Origin of the sequence: Alkalibacter mobilis (genome assembly GCF_015594845.1) — a bacterium.
Taxonomy (GTDB): Bacteria; Bacillota; Clostridia; order Eubacteriales; family Alkalibacteraceae; genus Alkalibacter; species Alkalibacter mobilis.
Map to the genome: position 1 here is coordinate 1 of NZ_JADNRK010000035.1, position 16,350 is coordinate 16,350.

16 protein-coding genes are annotated in these 16,350 nt (G+C 34.4%); 5 read left to right on the top strand and 11 right to left on the bottom strand.

The window, feature by feature from the left end; translation table 11 throughout:
- The first annotated feature begins 274 nt into the window (after positions 1–274).
- Positions 275–1,606, top strand: a complete 1,332-nt coding sequence (gene mgtE / locus IWB18_RS11485; protein ID WP_195683763.1) for a magnesium transporter — start codon at positions 275–277, stop codon at positions 1,604–1,606.
- Between the two features lie 13 nt (positions 1,607–1,619).
- On the opposite strand, the gene IWB18_RS11490 is transcribed toward mgtE, so the two are convergent.
- The 6 genes from IWB18_RS11490 to IWB18_RS11515 all read right to left on the bottom strand — a co-directional run bounded on the left by IWB18_RS11490 (position 1,620) and on the right by IWB18_RS11515 (position 7,143).
- On the bottom strand, positions 1,620–2,744 hold the full coding sequence (locus tag IWB18_RS11490; protein ID WP_195683764.1) for an MGDG synthase family glycosyltransferase: 1,125 nt from the start codon (positions 2,742–2,744) through the stop codon (positions 1,620–1,622).
- A 207-nt stretch (positions 2,745–2,951) separates the two neighbouring features.
- Positions 2,952–3,098: a stress-responsive transcriptional regulator PspC gene (locus IWB18_RS11495; protein WP_195683765.1), complete on the bottom strand. Its 147-nt coding sequence runs from the start codon at positions 3,096–3,098 to the stop codon at positions 2,952–2,954.
- Positions 3,099–3,205: 107 nt separating this feature from the next.
- Positions 3,206–3,844, bottom strand: coding sequence for a cobalamin B12-binding domain-containing protein (locus IWB18_RS11500; RefSeq protein WP_195683766.1), 639 nt, complete (start codon positions 3,842–3,844; stop codon positions 3,206–3,208).
- A gap of 85 nt (positions 3,845–3,929) precedes the next feature.
- Positions 3,930–5,645: an ABC transporter ATP-binding protein gene (locus IWB18_RS11505; protein ID WP_195683767.1), complete on the bottom strand. Its 1,716-nt coding sequence runs from the start codon at positions 5,643–5,645 to the stop codon at positions 3,930–3,932.
- A gap of 63 nt (positions 5,646–5,708) precedes the next feature.
- Complete coding sequence (gene proB / locus IWB18_RS11510; RefSeq protein WP_195683768.1) at positions 5,709–6,500, bottom strand: glutamate 5-kinase; 792 nt, start codon at positions 6,498–6,500, stop codon at positions 5,709–5,711.
- A gap of 43 nt (positions 6,501–6,543) precedes the next feature.
- Positions 6,544–7,143, bottom strand: coding sequence for a zinc dependent phospholipase C family protein (locus IWB18_RS11515; RefSeq protein ID WP_195683769.1), 600 nt, complete (start codon positions 7,141–7,143; stop codon positions 6,544–6,546).
- Positions 7,144–7,283: 140 nt separating this feature from the next.
- Between IWB18_RS11515 and rlmD the strand changes: the two genes are divergently transcribed.
- On the top strand, positions 7,284–8,651 hold the full coding sequence (rlmD, locus tag IWB18_RS11520) for a 23S rRNA (uracil(1939)-C(5))-methyltransferase RlmD (protein WP_195683770.1): 1,368 nt from the start codon (positions 7,284–7,286) through the stop codon (positions 8,649–8,651).
- 113 nt (positions 8,652–8,764) lie between these two features.
- Here the strand turns inward: rlmD and IWB18_RS11525 are convergent, their stop codons facing one another.
- Positions 8,765–9,778: a YeiH family protein gene (locus tag IWB18_RS11525; protein ID WP_195683771.1), complete on the bottom strand. Its 1,014-nt coding sequence runs from the start codon at positions 9,776–9,778 to the stop codon at positions 8,765–8,767.
- Between the two features lie 128 nt (positions 9,779–9,906).
- On the opposite strand from IWB18_RS11525, the gene IWB18_RS11530 reads away from it, so the two are divergent.
- From IWB18_RS11530 to IWB18_RS11540, 3 genes are all read left to right on the top strand, one after another.
- On the top strand, positions 9,907–10,773 hold the full coding sequence (locus tag IWB18_RS11530; protein ID WP_195683772.1) for a LysR family transcriptional regulator: 867 nt from the start codon (positions 9,907–9,909) through the stop codon (positions 10,771–10,773).
- A gap of 109 nt (positions 10,774–10,882) precedes the next feature.
- The gene (locus IWB18_RS11535; protein ID WP_195683773.1) at positions 10,883–11,197 is read left to right on the top strand and encodes a TIGR04076 family protein; all 315 of its coding nucleotides are present in this window, start codon (positions 10,883–10,885) and stop codon (positions 11,195–11,197) included.
- Between the two features lie 208 nt (positions 11,198–11,405).
- Positions 11,406–11,600, top strand: coding sequence for a YwbE family protein (locus IWB18_RS11540; protein WP_195683774.1), 195 nt, complete (start codon positions 11,406–11,408; stop codon positions 11,598–11,600).
- 74 nt (positions 11,601–11,674) lie between these two features.
- Here IWB18_RS11540 and ppk1 read toward each other — a convergent pair whose 3' ends face one another.
- From ppk1 to IWB18_RS11560, 4 genes are all read right to left on the bottom strand, one after another.
- Positions 11,675–13,840 (bottom strand): polyphosphate kinase 1, encoded by a 2,166-nt coding sequence (ppk1, locus tag IWB18_RS11545; RefSeq protein ID WP_195683775.1) that lies wholly within the window; start codon positions 13,838–13,840, stop codon positions 11,675–11,677.
- Positions 13,827–14,747: a Ppx/GppA phosphatase family protein gene (locus IWB18_RS11550; protein ID WP_195683776.1), complete on the bottom strand. Its 921-nt coding sequence runs from the start codon at positions 14,745–14,747 to the stop codon at positions 13,827–13,829. Before IWB18_RS11550 ends, ppk1 begins: the two co-directional genes overlap by 14 nt.
- Before the next feature lie 86 nt (positions 14,748–14,833).
- Positions 14,834–15,643 (bottom strand): CHAD domain-containing protein, encoded by an 810-nt coding sequence (locus IWB18_RS11555; protein WP_195683777.1) that lies wholly within the window; start codon positions 15,641–15,643, stop codon positions 14,834–14,836.
- Between the two features lie 6 nt (positions 15,644–15,649).
- On the bottom strand, positions 15,650–16,141 hold the full coding sequence (locus IWB18_RS11560) for a SixA phosphatase family protein (RefSeq protein WP_195683778.1): 492 nt from the start codon (positions 16,139–16,141) through the stop codon (positions 15,650–15,652).
- Positions 16,142–16,350 lie beyond the last annotated feature (209 nt).

A 16,350-nucleotide genomic window follows, 5' to 3' on the forward strand; every position in this document is an offset into this window, starting at 1 on the left:
AATCTGAGTCATTTGGGTTTCCTCCTCGGGTTGATGGTTTTTCGACAACTCTATTTTATCCGAGGTTGAACCCTTTTGGCTCAATTTTTTTAATTTTTGAATTTACACCATTATATAGACTTTATCGTCTTTTTCATTGATATAATCTGTTATAATTAATATAATAAAAATACTTTGTTAAATATCAGGCTGCCCATATGAAAATTATTGTGTTTTTATAAATGGAAGTTTGTTTTCATTTTATCCCACTACTACAAATTCTGGAGGTAATATTATGGAAAAACTATTTGAACTACTTGAAAACAAAAACTTCAAAGAACTTAAAAATTACCTTGAAACCCTTCATGCCCCTGACATAGCTGATGCAATGGAAGAAGTGAATGACAAGGAAAGTCTTTTAATGTTCCGACTCTTGCCAAAAGATCTGGCTGTAGAAGTGTTTTCTCATTTGGAGTCATTCTATCAAGCAAAACTCTCCCAATTGATCAAGGAAGATGAGCTGAGAGAATTGGTCAACGAGTTGAATTTCGACGATAAAATCGACTATTTGGAAGAAATACCTGCAATATTGGTAAAAAAAATCCTTCAAAACACTCCCGAAAATGAACGGAAACTGATAAATCAATTTTTAAATTATCCGGAATATAGTGCCGGAAGCATAATGACTATCGAATTCGTTGATTTAAAAAAGCTGATGACAGTTAAACAGGCAATCGCTCGAATCAGAACCATAGGTGTTGACAAAGAAACGATTTACACCTGCTACGTTATAAACAACGAGCGCAAACTGGAAGGTATCATATCTTTGAAGGAACTGATACTTTCTTCCGAAGATTCTAAAATTGAAGATATTATGAATTATGACTATATTAGTGTAACAACTTCAACAAATCAGGAAGACGTAGCTGACAAGTTCTTGAAATACGACTTGTTGGCCATGCCTGTAGTGGATTCGGAGAACCGCCTTGTAGGAATTATTACAGTTGATGATGTAATGGATGTAATGGAAGAAGAAACTACCAAAGACTTCCACATTATGGCCGGTATGCAGATATCTGAGGAAACATACATGGAATCTACAGTAATCCAGCTTTTTAAAAAGCGATTCCCGTGGTTGGCAATATTGATGATCTCTGCCACCATTACCAGTGCAATTATGGAAAGTTACGAAGCTTTAATAGCAGGAATGGCGATTTTAAGTGCCAACATACCCATGTTGATGGGTACCAGTGGTAATGCGGGTGCTCAGGCATCTACTCTAATGGTTAGATCCATTGCAGTGGGTGATGTAGAATTCAAGGATATTTTCAAGATCATTTGGAAAGAATTGAGGGTAAGCTTGTTGATCGGTATTTGCCTGGCAGTTTTAAATTTTGCCAGAATGTCATTTATAGGTGGTTACAACAGCACTTTGTCATTAGTAGTCAGCCTTACGTTGATCGTGACTATTGCCAGTGCCAAACTTATCGGAAGCACTCTGCCCATGCTGGCTAAAAAAATTGGATTAGATCCGGCAATAATGGCAAATCCAATGATTAGCACCATACTTGATGCTTTGGTCTTGATAACTTATTTCAGAATAAGTTCAATATTCTTCTCCTTATAAGATTATAGGACCGTCACACCTGTGACAGTCCTATCTTTTTATTAATCAACTTGGTGCCAAGCTCAATAATGGAATCTATGGACTGTTCTTTCGAGAGCTCGGACATATTTTTGGCCATACTGTCTAAAATGTCTTTATTGTGAACAAGATAATCTATAACCGTAGTCAAGTCCTTTATTTTGTCGACTTTTAGAGCCATTCCAGTTTCTATAAGAAAATCAGCGTTTTCTTCTTCCTGTCCTGGAATGTAATATGGGATCAACATTGGAATATTCTTTATTATTGATTCTGTTGTTGTTAGTCCACCCGGTTTTGTTATGACCAAATCGGCCATATCCATAAGTTCTGGAATGTTCTCGGCAAATCCATGTACATCTACAATTTTATTGTAGTAATAATCTTCAAGAATTTTGTCGATTTTTGATTTGACCTTTGCGTTTTTGCCGCAAACAACGATTATTTTTAAATAATGCTTGGATTTAAGAAGATTCACAAATGCTTTTTCAATCTGATTGGTGCCCATAGACCCGGCCATCAATAAAACCGTAAGATCTACATCATAATTTTTGACAGCTACTTTTTTATGGTCAAGAAAGGATTTTCTGACCGGTATTCCCACCGGATAAATCTTGTTCCCTTCTACTCCTTTTTCTATCATAGTTTCTTTGGTATATTCGCTGCCGACTACATATGCATCTATCTTTTCGTGTATATACGCTCTATGGATCATATAATCCGTGACAATGGAGATGATTGGCAGGTCAAATTCATTTTCTTCTTTAAGTGTTCCTAAAACGTTTGTCACCAAAGGATGCGTGGCAATAATTAAATCAGGTTCTTTTTCCTGGATCAAACTTGTAATGTCCTTTTCCATTACATCGGTAATAATTGCCATTATGTAATGACTAAGTGTCTTGTTGTTTGCAGCCTTATACATTCTCCCATAGGTTTTAGGACTTATGTTTACTATTTTTTCATAACCTTTCGCAATCAATTTGTCTAAAAATACACTTGTTTCCTTAAATGCGTCTACTATTTCTGCATCAAAATCCCTTGATTCGAAATGTTCTTTTAAAGAATTTGCAGCTATGTTGTGTCCTCCACCTGTAGATGCAGTAAAAATAACCACTTTTTTCATTAAATCAACTCCAAAATAGATTTATGTCATAAAATGCATTCCCGTACATTATAACATTAAAAATATTAAATTATACCTATTATAAGCAAATCATTCAATTTGCATGCATTCAAAAAGGGATCCATCTCTTATCGCATTCAGAGTTTGATCCCTTATAAAACAAAAACCTTTTATGATCACCCTAGTTATCTCCCAGATCATTCAGCATCAAAATTCTTTGCTGAATCGGTAATCTACTTTTATCAATCTTCCGCCGATTTTTTCGTCCTGTTTTCTTTGTATCAAATATAATATACCCATTACCATTAAAACAGCCGACAAAACGGTTGTGGTTGCCCATATTATCTTTTTCATCATTTCACTCCTCTGATCTTTAACTATTTTATACCAACCCTACAGCATTTATAAACATACTATACCATCAAAAAAAGCGCTTTGAAAGTCCAAAGCGCTTTTTTATTCTATTTGACCCATGACTGACAGATTTTAACACCTTCAGCGGCATTTGTTGTATATGCGTCGGCTCCGATATGTTCACACGCCTCTTTGGTAACCGGATTTCCCCCTATGATGATTTTTACAGAGTCTCTTAAACCCGCCTCTTTAATAGCATCGACCGTGTCTTTCATTGATTCGAGAGCCAATGTCAATACACCACTCATTCCTACGATGTCAGGATTCAATTCTTTTATTTTATCTATAAAAGCAGCCGCAGGTTGGTCTATACCCAAATCTATCACGTCAAAACCTGCTGCTTCAGACATGCTCTTAAAAATATTCTTGCCTATATCATGTAGATCACCATGAACTGTCCCCACAATCATTTTACCTATTTTTACTCCTCCGCTGGAGCCAATTACTGGTTTTAACATATCGATAGATTCTGAAAGTAACTCTCCTGCAAAAATCAAGTCACCTACAAAATATTCTCCCGATTCAAAAAGATCGCCTACTTTTGCCATTCCCTCCTGACATGCGGATACAACTTGTTGTGCTTCTTCTTCATATGGTTTGGAATCAACAAATTCTTGCAACAATTCCAGCAATTCATCTTCCTCGAGATTTCCTACCAATTCAGATATTTTTTTCAAATCTACCATTACACGGCCTCCTTTTTTAACTTGTTTAAAATCCATATTGGAATTATAACATTTATATTTTATAAAGGCAACCGGTTTTATAATTTTAATTTAATTGCTGAGCATCATACAATTTTTTATACATACCATTTCTCGCATATAAGTCATCATGATTACCTTCTTCCTCTATTCCCTCGTCGGTCAATACAACGATTCTGTCAGCATTTTTTATGGTGGCGAGCCTATGTGCAATTATCACTGAAGTCCTGCTTTTAGACAATCTATCGAAGGATTGTTGAATAATTCGTTCATTTTCATTATCCAAACTTGAAGTTGCTTCATCTAAAATTAAAATCGGAGGGTTTTTCAAAAATATCCTCGCTATGCTGATCCTTTGTTTTTGTCCTCCCGAAAGCATTACTCCTCTTTCTCCCGTATATGTCTCGTACCCGTTGGGTAGATTTTTAATAAACTCATGTGCATTGGCAAGTTTGGCCGCATTGATAATTTCTTCATCCGATGCATTGGTATTCCCATAAGCGATATTTTCACGTATAGTTCCAGAGAACAAAAATACGTCTTGTTGGACAATCCCTATATTATCTCTTAAATCTCTAATTTTTATATTTTTTATGTTCATTCCGTCTACCGTGATTGAACCATTGTCCACTTCGTAGAATCTGGGTATCAGGCTGCATAGTGTAGACTTCCCTGCACCTGATGGACCCACCAAAGCTACTGTTTCCCCCGGATTGATTTTCAAATTGATACCATTCAATACCTTTTCTTTGGTATTATAACTAAACCCGACATCTTTAAATAAGATTTCACCTGACAATTTCCCTATAGATTTGGCTCTTTTATTGTCGACGATATCCGGTTCGATCATCATAATTTCATCAAACCTGTTAAAACCTGAAGCGGCTTTTTGAAAGGTCTCTACAAAATTGGCGATTCTTTTAACCGGCTCTATAAAGATATTTACATACAACAAGTACTGAACCAATTGTCCCACTGAGATCTGGCTGTAGTAGATAAAGATGCCACCGAATACAACCACAGATAAATAAAGGATATTTGCCAAAAAATTTACTCCGGAAATGAATTCACCCATTATCTTGTATGACTTCTCCTTTGTAAGCCTGTAATTTTCATTTCCAATATCAAATTTCTTTTCTTCATACCATTCATTTCCGAAAGATTGAACAACCCTGACACCTGAGACACTATCCTCTATTTGAGCGTTTATATCTGCTATCTTTATTCTCATATCAGCAAATACTTTTCTCATCTGTCTATTTTTTCTTATGGTAAAATACAACATTACCGGTATTAGAATGAATATAATCAGCGCCAGTTTCCAATTGATCATGAACATTATCCCAAATGAACCGATTATGGTTATTATCGTTATAAAAATATCTTCCGGCCCATGGTGAGCAAATTCTGCGATATCAAATAAATCATTGACCAACCTGGACATTATGTGTCCAGTCTTCGTGTTGTCAAAATATCTGAAAGACAATTTTTGGATGTGACTAAAAAGATCTTTTCGCATATCCGATTCGATCCTGACACCCAATACATGCCCCCAATAATTGACCACATAATTCAAAATTGCCCTAATTATATACAATACAAGCATCACTGCTGAAATCAAAAGCAGTAAATTCAAATTCTTTTCAGGCAAAATCGTATCAATGATTTTCGCAACGATTATTGGAAAAACCAAATCTATTAAAGACATGAAAAATGCACTTGTAAAATCTGCTATAAATAACTTTTTATGTGGCTTATAATATTTAATAAATTTTTTAATCACTGTATTTCTCCTCGTCTTAAACAACAAAAATCCCATAACATTGTATGGAATCTTTGAAGTGATCTATTTTATGAACGTACCGATTTCTTCTCCTTGAAGGATCGAATAAATATTTGCCAGATTTTCGGCTCCTGCAATGATGGTTGGAATCCCTTTTTCAGAAGTTATCTTCGAAGCACAAAGTTTCGTATACATTCCACCCGTGCCAACCTTGCTGTTTGTAGTACCTGCTATTTCCATAAGTTCATCACTTACTTCTTCAACAGTGGTTATTAGTTTTGCATCCGGATTGAATGATGGGTTTGAATCATAGAGGCCATCCACATCGGATAATATTACAAGTAAATCGGCTTTTACCATTACTGCTACCATGGCTGACAAAGTATCGTTGTCTCCAAATCTCTCTTCTTGAATTTCATCCGTTGATATGGCATCATTCTCGTTTACTATCGGGACAACACCATATTTAAACAATGTCTCAAATGTGTTTATCGTGTTCGTCTTCTTTATTTTGGAAAAGAAAACATCAGCTGTGAGCAAAATCTGGGCAATAGACTGATTGTATTCGCCGAAAAATTTTTGATATAATTGCATCAGTATGGCTTGTCCTACTGCAGCTGTAGCCTGTTTTTCCTTGAGAATTACCGGTTTTGTACTCATTCCCATTCGATCCATGCCGGCGCCGATGGCACCAGAGGATACTAAAACAACTTCTTTACCGCTATTTTGAAGATCTGTTATGACACGAGCAAGAACTTCCATTTTGTTTAAATTAATATTGCCCGTGGGATACGTTATTGATGATGTCCCTATTTTGATTACGATTCTTTTCGCATCTATTATTTTTTTACGCAATTTGGCACCTGACTTTCCGTTAAATATTTATTTATCTGATATTTTAAACCATTATAGTGCTCAATTCGGGACACTGAGCTTCTTGTAAACTAATTATTAATCCAATCATTATTATCGTACTGGCATGTACCGAAAATTCAATATCATTTCTACACTGAATTTTTTTATTTTCACTGATTCTATACAAATATTCAGTTCTAAGATCTTCAATAAAATCCTTGATAACCAACTCTTGAGCTATTTGTAATTTCTTAGACAGTTTATCAATGAACGGTTTCTTTAACTCAAAATTTTCTACAGCTTTGGCCAAAACCAATTCATATGCCACATGATCTTTAAAATCACTGTAGCTTCTTATCTTTTTATTATGGGGATGACAAAATGCATCACAAACATAATGCGACAGCATTCCCAAAGAGAATGAGAGTGTCAGTTTGTTTGTTCTGTTAATAAAATTTTTTGATTGAATAACAAAGTTTTTATGAACTTCATTAATATTGTGTAATTTAATTCTTCTAAAGAAATTTACATCCGGATATATAGCACCGAGCTCCAATGAATTCCTATCGATGCTTATATCCAAGTGTTCCTCCAATATTTCAGCAGCTTTAGAAGCTATTGTTATATGTGATTTAAGTTTCAATTATTCGCCTCCTAAAATGTGTACAAGTATAATTTTATACCTTAGGCCAAAAAATTCAAGTACTTTAATATCAGTAAAACTACATAATACCAGTAAATTATATTATAATGAAGCGAGTAAATCAAATTCAGGAGGTTGCAATGGTTAAAAAAGGTGACATTGTCGAAATAAAAATAGAAGATCTTTCTTTTCCCAATAGAGGTTCTTCATACATAGAGGATAAAAAAATTGTTATTCACAATACTTTGCCAGGTCAACTGGTAAAGGCACGGATCAAGAAGAAAAGAAAAAGTAAAATTGAAGGTACTTTGTTGGAAGTGATACAACCTGCAGAAAATGAAATTATACCCAACTGTTCACTTTTTGGTACATGTGGCGGCTGCACTTATCAGAATTTGCCTTACGACGCTCAGCTGACCTTAAAGGAAAGTTTTATCAAGGAGCTCCTAAAGGATTTTGATATAGAGCCTGTATATTCTGGAATCAAAGGATCCCCCGCCCCATTTCATTACAGAAACAAGATGGAGTTCTCCTTTGGTGATGAATACAAAGACGGCCCTTTAGTTTTGGGATTGCATAAAAGAGGCAGCATGTATGATATAGTAGATATCAAAAACTGTTATTTGGTTGATGATGATTTTAATCGAATATTAAGAGGCGTATTGATCTTTTGCACTAATGAAGGATATGACTACTATCATAAAAATTCGCACTTGGGATTTTTAAGACATCTTGTAATTAGAAAAGGGATCCAAACTGGTGAATTGCTTATTGAGCTAGTTACGAGTTCACAAGGAGATTTAAATAAGGAAAAATTTATCAAAACACTTCAAGATATAAATTTGACAGGAAACATAAAAAGCATCATCCATACAATTAACGATTCTTTATCTGATACCGTTCAAGAGGATAAAACAGATGTTTTATTTGGTCAAAATTATATAACCGATATAATTAACGACTTGAATTTCAAAATAACACCACGATCCTTTTTTCAAACCAACACACTGGGTGCTGAGGTTCTTTACGACGTCATAACAGATTTTATCGAACCATATGCTGCCAAGGAAATTTATGATCTATATAGCGGAACAGGTACGATAACTCAAATTTTGGCCAAAAAGTATTTGTCAGTTACAGGCGTTGAAATCGTTCCAGATGCTGTAAATGCTGCAATAGAAAATGCGAAACTGAATAAGATTGATAATGCAAAGTTCATTTGCGGCGATGTACTTAACGTGATCAATGACTTGAATACAAATCCTGAGGTAATCGTATTGGACCCACCCAGGGACGGGATCCACCCTAAAGCAATAGATAAAATAACTGATTTTGCTCCTGAAGTATTTGTGTATGTTTCCTGCAAACCAACATCTTTGGTAAGAGATCTTCCCTTTTTCCTGGGATCAGGGTACATAATCAAGGAGATCAAATGTGTTGACATGTTCCCGCACACGCCTCATGTGGAGACGGTGGTTATGCTTACAAAGAGCAAAGCGACGAAATAAGCATTACGACTGTCTTACGTACAGCATGCCCAAGAAAACGAGCAAAGCGAAGTTTGATTGGCTGCAGGCCACTGCAGAGACGGTCTGTCTTCTTGTGTGAAAGTGAATTTTGACTAAACTATATTCATAAAATATTCAACCACAATAGCTACGATAACAACTAAGGATGAAATGATAAAACCATGAATCATAGGATTGATACCTGACATTTTCATTTCTTGAAAGTCGGTATTCATACCTATTGCAGCCAATGCAGAGACCATTAAGAATTTGCTTAAAATTTTCATAAAATTGGAAACTATAATTGGAATTAACCCTAGGCTGTTAATTAAAGCCATCCCAATAAATGCTATGATAAACCATGGAAACAACGATGTAATTTTTACATTTTCACGATATGTTGTATTTCTATTTTTAATATTTATTCGCTTATTAACTAGAGAAAATATCAATACTGTCGGTATAATTGATAGTGTACGGGTAAGTTTTACCATTGTGGCAAAATCTCCAGCTTTTTCGCTAAATGCGTATCCAGCCGCAACTACACTTGAAGTATCATTTATAGCAGTGCCTGCCCACAGACCAAATGCCATGTCGTTTAATCCCATCGAACGACCCATAATTGGAAATAATACTATCATAACCATATCAAATAAAAATGTAGCAGACATGGCATAAGCTATATCTTTATCATCTGCTTCAATTACTGGTGCTATTGCAGCAATTGCAGATCCACCGCAAATTCCAGTTCCAGCAGAAATCATATTAGAAAGTTTCCAATCCAAGCCAAGCCATTTTCCAATAAAATAACCACCACCAAAACAAGTAAGAAGTGTAAAAAACATTACTGTTAATGACAAGCGACCAACATTAAAAATTGTTCCGATACTTAATGAAGCTCCTAATAGTATTATAGAAAACTTAAGAACTTTTTTAGATGTGAACCTTAAGCCTTGTTCCAGCATTTTACTTGGTTTCTTGATACGGTTAATCGCCATTCCAATAAAAAGAGCAATTACAGAATTCCCAACGAGCGGGATTGGAAGTAATGATTCCAGACAACTTGCTAATAAAGCAACTAAAACAGCCATAAAAAAACCTGGTAGATAAGTAAATATTTTTTTCATAATGTCCTCCTTAGAAGTTATATTATGATTTTACACAGAAGTAATTATAATATCAAATTATTGTTTGTTATTATTGATAACTTAATGTTATAGTTATCAATGTGAAATAAATCGATATGGAGGCATATATGATTGATACAAAAATTTATACATTTTTAAAAGTAGCACAATACAGGAACTACACAAAAGCAGCAACCGAGTTGAATTTAACTCAACCTGCTGTTACTCAACATATAAAAAAACTGGAAGAATACTATAATTGTAGATTGATCAATATTGATGGTAAGTCTGTTAAGTTGACTAAACAAGGGAAATTACTATACAACTATGCTAAGTTTCAAGTTGCAAATGAAGAACAGCTTATAAATCAAATAAAAAAAGTGGAAACACCAATTAAAATTGGTGCAACACTTTCTATAGCAGACTATTATTTGCCAAGTTACTTAAGTTCTTATTTGCACAATTATGATGAGTTACTGTATGTTACGGTAAAAAATACGGAATCAATTATTAAAATGCTATTAAATAACGAATTGTACTGTGCGTTTATTGAAGGAATTTTTGATAAATCTTTATTTAAACACTATGAATTTTGCAACACCAGATTTCTTCCGGTAGCCCGAAAGGGACATCCATTAGAAGGTCAGAACGTAACATTATCTGATATTCATAAGTACCCATTAATTTTAAGAGAAAAAGGATCAGGTACAAGAGAAATATTCGAGAATTATTTATATCAAAAAAATGATTCGTTGCTTTCGGCTTCTAAAATCTACGAAATTAGTAGTTTTGGAATTATGAAAAAAATGATCAAGAATTCAGATGCCATTTCATTTATGTATGAAGAAGTTGCCAGGCAAGAAGTTGAAAGAGGTGAGTTATGCCACCTTACCATAGAAAACTACTCGATTCAACGGCCACTCTATTTTATTTATCCAAATGATAGTTTAATGAAAGACAGAATTGAGTTGTTTTATAAAAAGATGTTACAATAAAAAAAGAAAAACAAAAGGGACGGTTCTTTTTGAAACAAAAGGGACGGTTCTTTTTGTTCGCGTAAGGGTACATAAATCACAAATAGTTCAAAAATAAGGAGTGTGTGATATGCAAAAAGTTAGGATCACTGTTATGAAAACAGCTCGTTACGATGACTTGATCGATAAGTATGAGAACCCTTTAAACCACGAATGTAACATGCGCGTGGGTCAAATCTTTGTAGCAGACGGCTGGAAAAAACCTGCTAATTTTTGTGATAGCGCATGGGACAGTATGTCAGCATTTGTATTGACCCTTTCTCATGGTGGCGAAAATTTTTACGACGGTTGGATGAAAAACAAAAAATCTGCTATGATCTCATGCAATGATGGATTTCGACCGGTTAGTTTTTTACTCGAGACAATGGATGAAAAATCAGACTAGCAATGCTAGTTATAACTCTATCAATTTGCTAAGTACGAATTTACTGTGTTATGAAGACATGGTTTGTCGTGTCAAATCCCCTTCCAACTGTCTGTTTTCTTCCCTGATGGAGTCAGCGGCCATTTATAATAAAGGGTTCAATATTTCAAAACACAAAATTATCGACAGACCCAACCATGGATAAAAGTTAAAGAAAGAAGGATGAATTATGAATGGTGTTAAACGTGAAAATATAAAAATTGGTTCTCAAGTTAAAGTTGTGCAAAAACAAGATCAGGGCTCTGGCAAATTAACCGAAGGAATCGTTAAAAAAATCCTTACAAAATCACCTACCCACCCCCATGGAATTAAAGTAATGCTTGAGAACGGAATCGTCGGCAGGGTCAAAGAGATCCTTAGATGATTACAGAATTTTTTAGATCAAATAGCATTAAAGCAAACAAAAAGAACCGTCCCCTTTGTTTGCTTTATTTGATATTATAATTTGCTGATTATCTTAGTGATTCCATTAAATGCAATCTTTAATAACTTTGTTTTGAAAATTTTTCCGGGCCTTTCTTGCTTTATTTTTATGTTGGACAACATCGTTTCCCGAATAAAGAATTTTTGACTGTTAAATGGGCTGTTTTTGGATCCTTCTTTTTTAACGTAAGTTCCGTCACTTCTCATGATCCTTGCTTTTTTGTTATCTTTTAACATTACATCCAAAATATGAATAATTTTTCTTTTGTTGTCATCATCAAGTATTGGACAAGCAAGCTCAACCCTTCGATCCATATTTCTAGTCATTAAATCTGCAGAGGAAATATATATCTTTGCATCATTGCCACTGCCAAAACAATAAATCCTCGGATGTTCCAAAAAACGTCCTACTATGCTCGTAACCCTTATATTTTCTGTCTTTCCTTTTATTTCGGGTAATATGCAGCAGATCCCTCTAATTATCAGATCGACTTTAACGCCTGCAATCGAAGCCTCCGCCAACTTGTCAATTATATCTCTTTCTGTAAGTGAGTTCGCTTTAAAAATAAGCCGACCGTTCATTCCACGTTTTGATTTTTCGATTTCTTCATCAATAAGCTCCATCATTTTACATTTATATGATGATGGAGCTACCAGTAATTTAAAATATATGCCGTCCAAATTTCCAATGAGCATATTCTTGAAGAAATTAGCTGCATCCTTTCCTATTTCAGGATCCGCGGTCATTAGCGACAAATCTGTATATAATTTAGCAGTTTTTTCATTGTAGTTTCCAGTACCGATCTGAGTAATATAACTGATTTTGTCTTTATCCATACATGTTATCAAACATATTTTTGAATGAACCTTGTATTCTTCGAATCCATATATGACTTTGCATCCGGATTCTTCAAGTCGCTCTGCCCATTCAATATTGTTTTTTTCATCAAATCGAGCTCTCAGTTCGATCATTACAGTAACGTCTTTTCCATTTTCTGCAGCTTCGCAAAGATACTCTATCACTTTAGATTTCGAAGCCAGTCTATATAGGGTTATTTTTATCGACTTCACCATTTTATCTGTCGAGCTTTCTTTTAACAACTGTATGAAAGGTTCTATGGATTCATAAGGATAAAACACTAAGACATCCCTTTTAATGATTTGGTTCTTAACACTTATACTTCTGTTTAAAGTAGACGGATACTGAGGTTCAAAATGTGTGTATAACAATGATCGCTTTGCCGGTACAGAAAGGTTATCCTCCAGTACAAAAGCATAATCCATAACCAAAGGAGATTTGCTTGCAAAAATTTGAACTTCATCTATATTTAATTTATTCATTAAATATTTGCCCAGTTTTTTCTCAAGATTTCCTTGGACTTCTAATCTGACTGGAGACAACCGGGATCTTTTTTTTAGTATCTGCTTCATTTGAGATCTAAAATCTTCATCAAAATCAAAGGCTTCGTCTTCAGGACTTATATCAGCATTTCTAGTGACCGAAATTATACATTTATTCGAAACTGAATAAAGATCAAAGACCGATTCAAAATAGTAAAGAATTATTTTCTCCATAAGAATATAACGCAGCTTATTACTTGGTAGAATTAAAATTTTGGGCAGAGCCTTGGGAACGCCTAGTATTCCTATAGTTGAAGAACTTTCTTTGTACTGCACATTACCTATTGCATACAATGCTTTATTCCACAAATGGGGGAATGGATGATGTGAATCAATTATTTGTGGAGACAACAAAGGCATTACATTTTTTTTAAAATAATTCTCCACAAACTTAAGTTCTGAATTCGTCAGCTCGCTCATGCCCAGATTAAAAATTTCACGGTGTCTAAGTTCCTGCTCCAGTCTAAAAAATGCTTCATCCTTGCTCTTGTAAAGGGGTTCTACAGCTGAAAATACTTTTTCCAACTGCTGTTTTGGAGTATCACCGGTTTTATTGTCATATGTCTCTTTTTTTATATGAGTTAAATCGAATAGACTGCCTACACGTATCATAAAAAATTCATCAAGATTACTGATAAATATGGATATGAACTTTAGTCTTTCCAGTAAAGGAACTGTGCAATCGCATCCTTCCTGCAATACCCGCTCGTTGAATCTAAGCCATGAGAGTTCACGATTTTGTGTATAACTTGTGTCATAGTTAAAATTAGGCTTTATCATATAAAGCTTTCTCCTTTAAAACTTTATCGTACAGATAACCTTCCCTGACACCATAACTGCTGACTATTATTTTGTCGCTTTTGAAAACTTTACCAACCTCATTTAAAATCAACATTCCAGGCAATATGGTATGTATCCTGTCAGGCACGACTTGTAAAATAGTATCGAGTGAATCTCTTTCATCGCTTGAAAGTATTTTTAAGATTTTTTTTATATTTTTAACTTCTATTTCATTATTGTCATCAGCAAGATCAAAAATAGCATTATTGAGTTTTTTTGTTGCTCTAACTGTCCCACCAACACCGCAAACAATTTTATATGGTTTATCTATTATGTTTTTTATGCCGTCAAGTTCTTTTCTTATTGTGTTCTTTATAGCCTTTCGCTCTTTCTTATCGGGTAAAAGTTGATCAACACACTTTTTGTATAGATTCAACGAACCAATTGGTATACTCAATGCATTTATAATTTTTTTGTTTTCAAATGTAACCAGCTCTGTACTCCCTCCACCAATATCAACGATAAGACCATCGCTTACATCAACAACTTTGGTTGCGCCGATAAAGTCCAATATGGCTTCATCTTCTCCAGACACAATATCAATTTTCAAACCCGTTTTACTTTCTATCTCCTGTACGGCCTCATTGCTATTCTCAATGTTTCTTAATGATGCTGTTGCAAAGACAAAAAACTGATCAATATCAAAATTTTGAATGATTCCCTTAAACTCAGACAACACACTTATAGCTTTCTTAATTCCTTTTTTTGACATAGACCCGTTTTCAACATATCCCGCCAGTCCGGCTGGATTTTTAGTACCAAACAACAGTTTGATCCGCTTTTCTTCACACTTATATATATTCATTCTCATAGTATTTGACCCAACGTCGACCAATGCGTAAATCATGTTAAATCCCTCCAATATTTTACTGATGGTATAATTTCTTTGTAGAATCCATGTTCATATTTCCTTCAATTTGAGTTAAATGTGACTTAAAAATCCAATGAGTTCGCTTTTTTTATAAGGCTGGTCTGGTTTTCTATCAAATGTCCGACCAAAAGGCCTGTCTGATAATTAAGCTCTTTCGGATAATCAGATTTCTCATAACTGTTCAATAAATCTATCATTCTAATGCTATCACAAACCCCACCTAACAATTCGGTAGCCTTTTTAGAAAGTTTAATCAATCTTTTATAGTCCTTATTAATATAAGGCTTTATACAATTTAATGAATATCTTAATTTTTTGGCTTTGATACGTGTCTTATGAATAAAATCATCATCTCTAATATCTAAACTGGATATTTCTTTTGATAGTTTTTTTTTGATTTCTTTGATTCTATCTGTGCAAAACTTTTCAAAATTCTTGTCTGAAGCAATCTTTTCAAATTTGATCTCATCACTCTGAAGCGATTTTATATTTGTTAAAATTAATGCACTGCTTATTGATTCATATGTTTTCTTTTCAATTTCATCCAGCTTTTGATCAAAATATTTGGATAATTCATTGGGATACGAAATCAATTCTGGTCTCGACTGGCAAAAAGTTTTCCAATAATCAATTATTACATGATGCTCCCTAATTTCAGAAAAGTATGAACTCTGGTTTTTTAATTTTGTTTGCATTACAACATAGTTGTTTTCGTTTATCAGAGGCTTTACAAAATATAAGAAGGAACGCAACTGTCTGATTTTAACCCTGAATGCGTGAATAGACTCAGGGTTCTCTTTGTGATTAAAAACGGCGTCTACAGTATCTTCGACTTCGAGAAATAAGGAATCAATTATTTTTTTAATAATCATCTTAGATCACCTCGATGCTTTCAATCCAAGGTTCGACAACCCCTGTGGTTGTACAAACCAAGAAATGCTAAATTTTTCAAAATCAGTATCTGGTTTGAACATTGCACCTGCTCCCTTTTTAAACGGCAATCTACATCCTGTCATTTTTTTGCTCCAATCCCCTAGCCAAGGCTCGTGCCCTACTATGAGTACTGAATTGACGGGACATGCTTTTAAACTAGTGATCATATCTTTATAATTTCCAGTATTGATAAAATCGAAAACCAAAATTTCTTTTCCAATATGCTGTTTTATGATTTCAGCCGTCTCACGACTTCTGTCAAGTTTACTAGCCCATATCTGCATCGCGGGATCATCAGGCATCATAAGCATAAGCCCTTTCATTTCGGTTTCTAAAAGCTCCTTTCCTTCTTCTGTCAGATGACGTTTTGTATCCTCAATTTTCGAAACTTTTTCCTGAGCTTTTCCATGTCTAAAAAAAACTATGTTTTCAAGCAATACGATCACCCTTTCTTCTTATATAAATATTCCCATAATTATTATGGACAAACCAAAATATTTAAAAAGATAAGTGACCATGGTGCATATAGTCATCGGATAGAGCACCCTTTTTCATAGAATAGAGCCACTTCATCCATCAAATAGAGCCATGATTTTCTTGGCAGGGCCATCACAGATGTGACAGCCCAAGCCTGTTATTTAATACC

Coding starts and splice junctions, on each gene's coding strand:
- mgtE (WP_195683763.1), top strand. CDS start 275: ATGGAAAAACTATTTGAACTACTTGAAAACAAAAACTTCAAAGAACTT.
- IWB18_RS11490 (WP_195683764.1), bottom strand. CDS start 2,744: ATGAAAAAAGTGGTTATTTTTACTGCATCTACAGGTGGAGGACACAAC.
- IWB18_RS11495 (WP_195683765.1), bottom strand. CDS start 3,098: ATGAAAAAGATAATATGGGCAACCACAACCGTTTTGTCGGCTGTTTTA.
- IWB18_RS11500 (WP_195683766.1), bottom strand. CDS start 3,844: ATGGTAGATTTGAAAAAAATATCTGAATTGGTAGGAAATCTCGAGGAA.
- rlmD (WP_195683770.1), top strand. CDS start 7,284: ATGGTTAAAAAAGGTGACATTGTCGAAATAAAAATAGAAGATCTTTCT.
- IWB18_RS11525 (WP_195683771.1), bottom strand. CDS start 9,778: ATGAAAAAAATATTTACTTATCTACCAGGTTTTTTTATGGCTGTTTTA.
- IWB18_RS11530 (WP_195683772.1), top strand. CDS start 9,907: ATGATTGATACAAAAATTTATACATTTTTAAAAGTAGCACAATACAGG.
- IWB18_RS11535 (WP_195683773.1), top strand. CDS start 10,883: ATGCAAAAAGTTAGGATCACTGTTATGAAAACAGCTCGTTACGATGAC.
- IWB18_RS11540 (WP_195683774.1), top strand. CDS start 11,406: ATGAATGGTGTTAAACGTGAAAATATAAAAATTGGTTCTCAAGTTAAA.
- ppk1 (WP_195683775.1), bottom strand. CDS start 13,840: ATGATAAAGCCTAATTTTAACTATGACACAAGTTATACACAAAATCGT.
- IWB18_RS11550 (WP_195683776.1), bottom strand. CDS start 14,747: ATGATTTACGCATTGGTCGACGTTGGGTCAAATACTATGAGAATGAAT.
- IWB18_RS11555 (WP_195683777.1), bottom strand. CDS start 15,643: ATGATTATTAAAAAAATAATTGATTCCTTATTTCTCGAAGTCGAAGAT.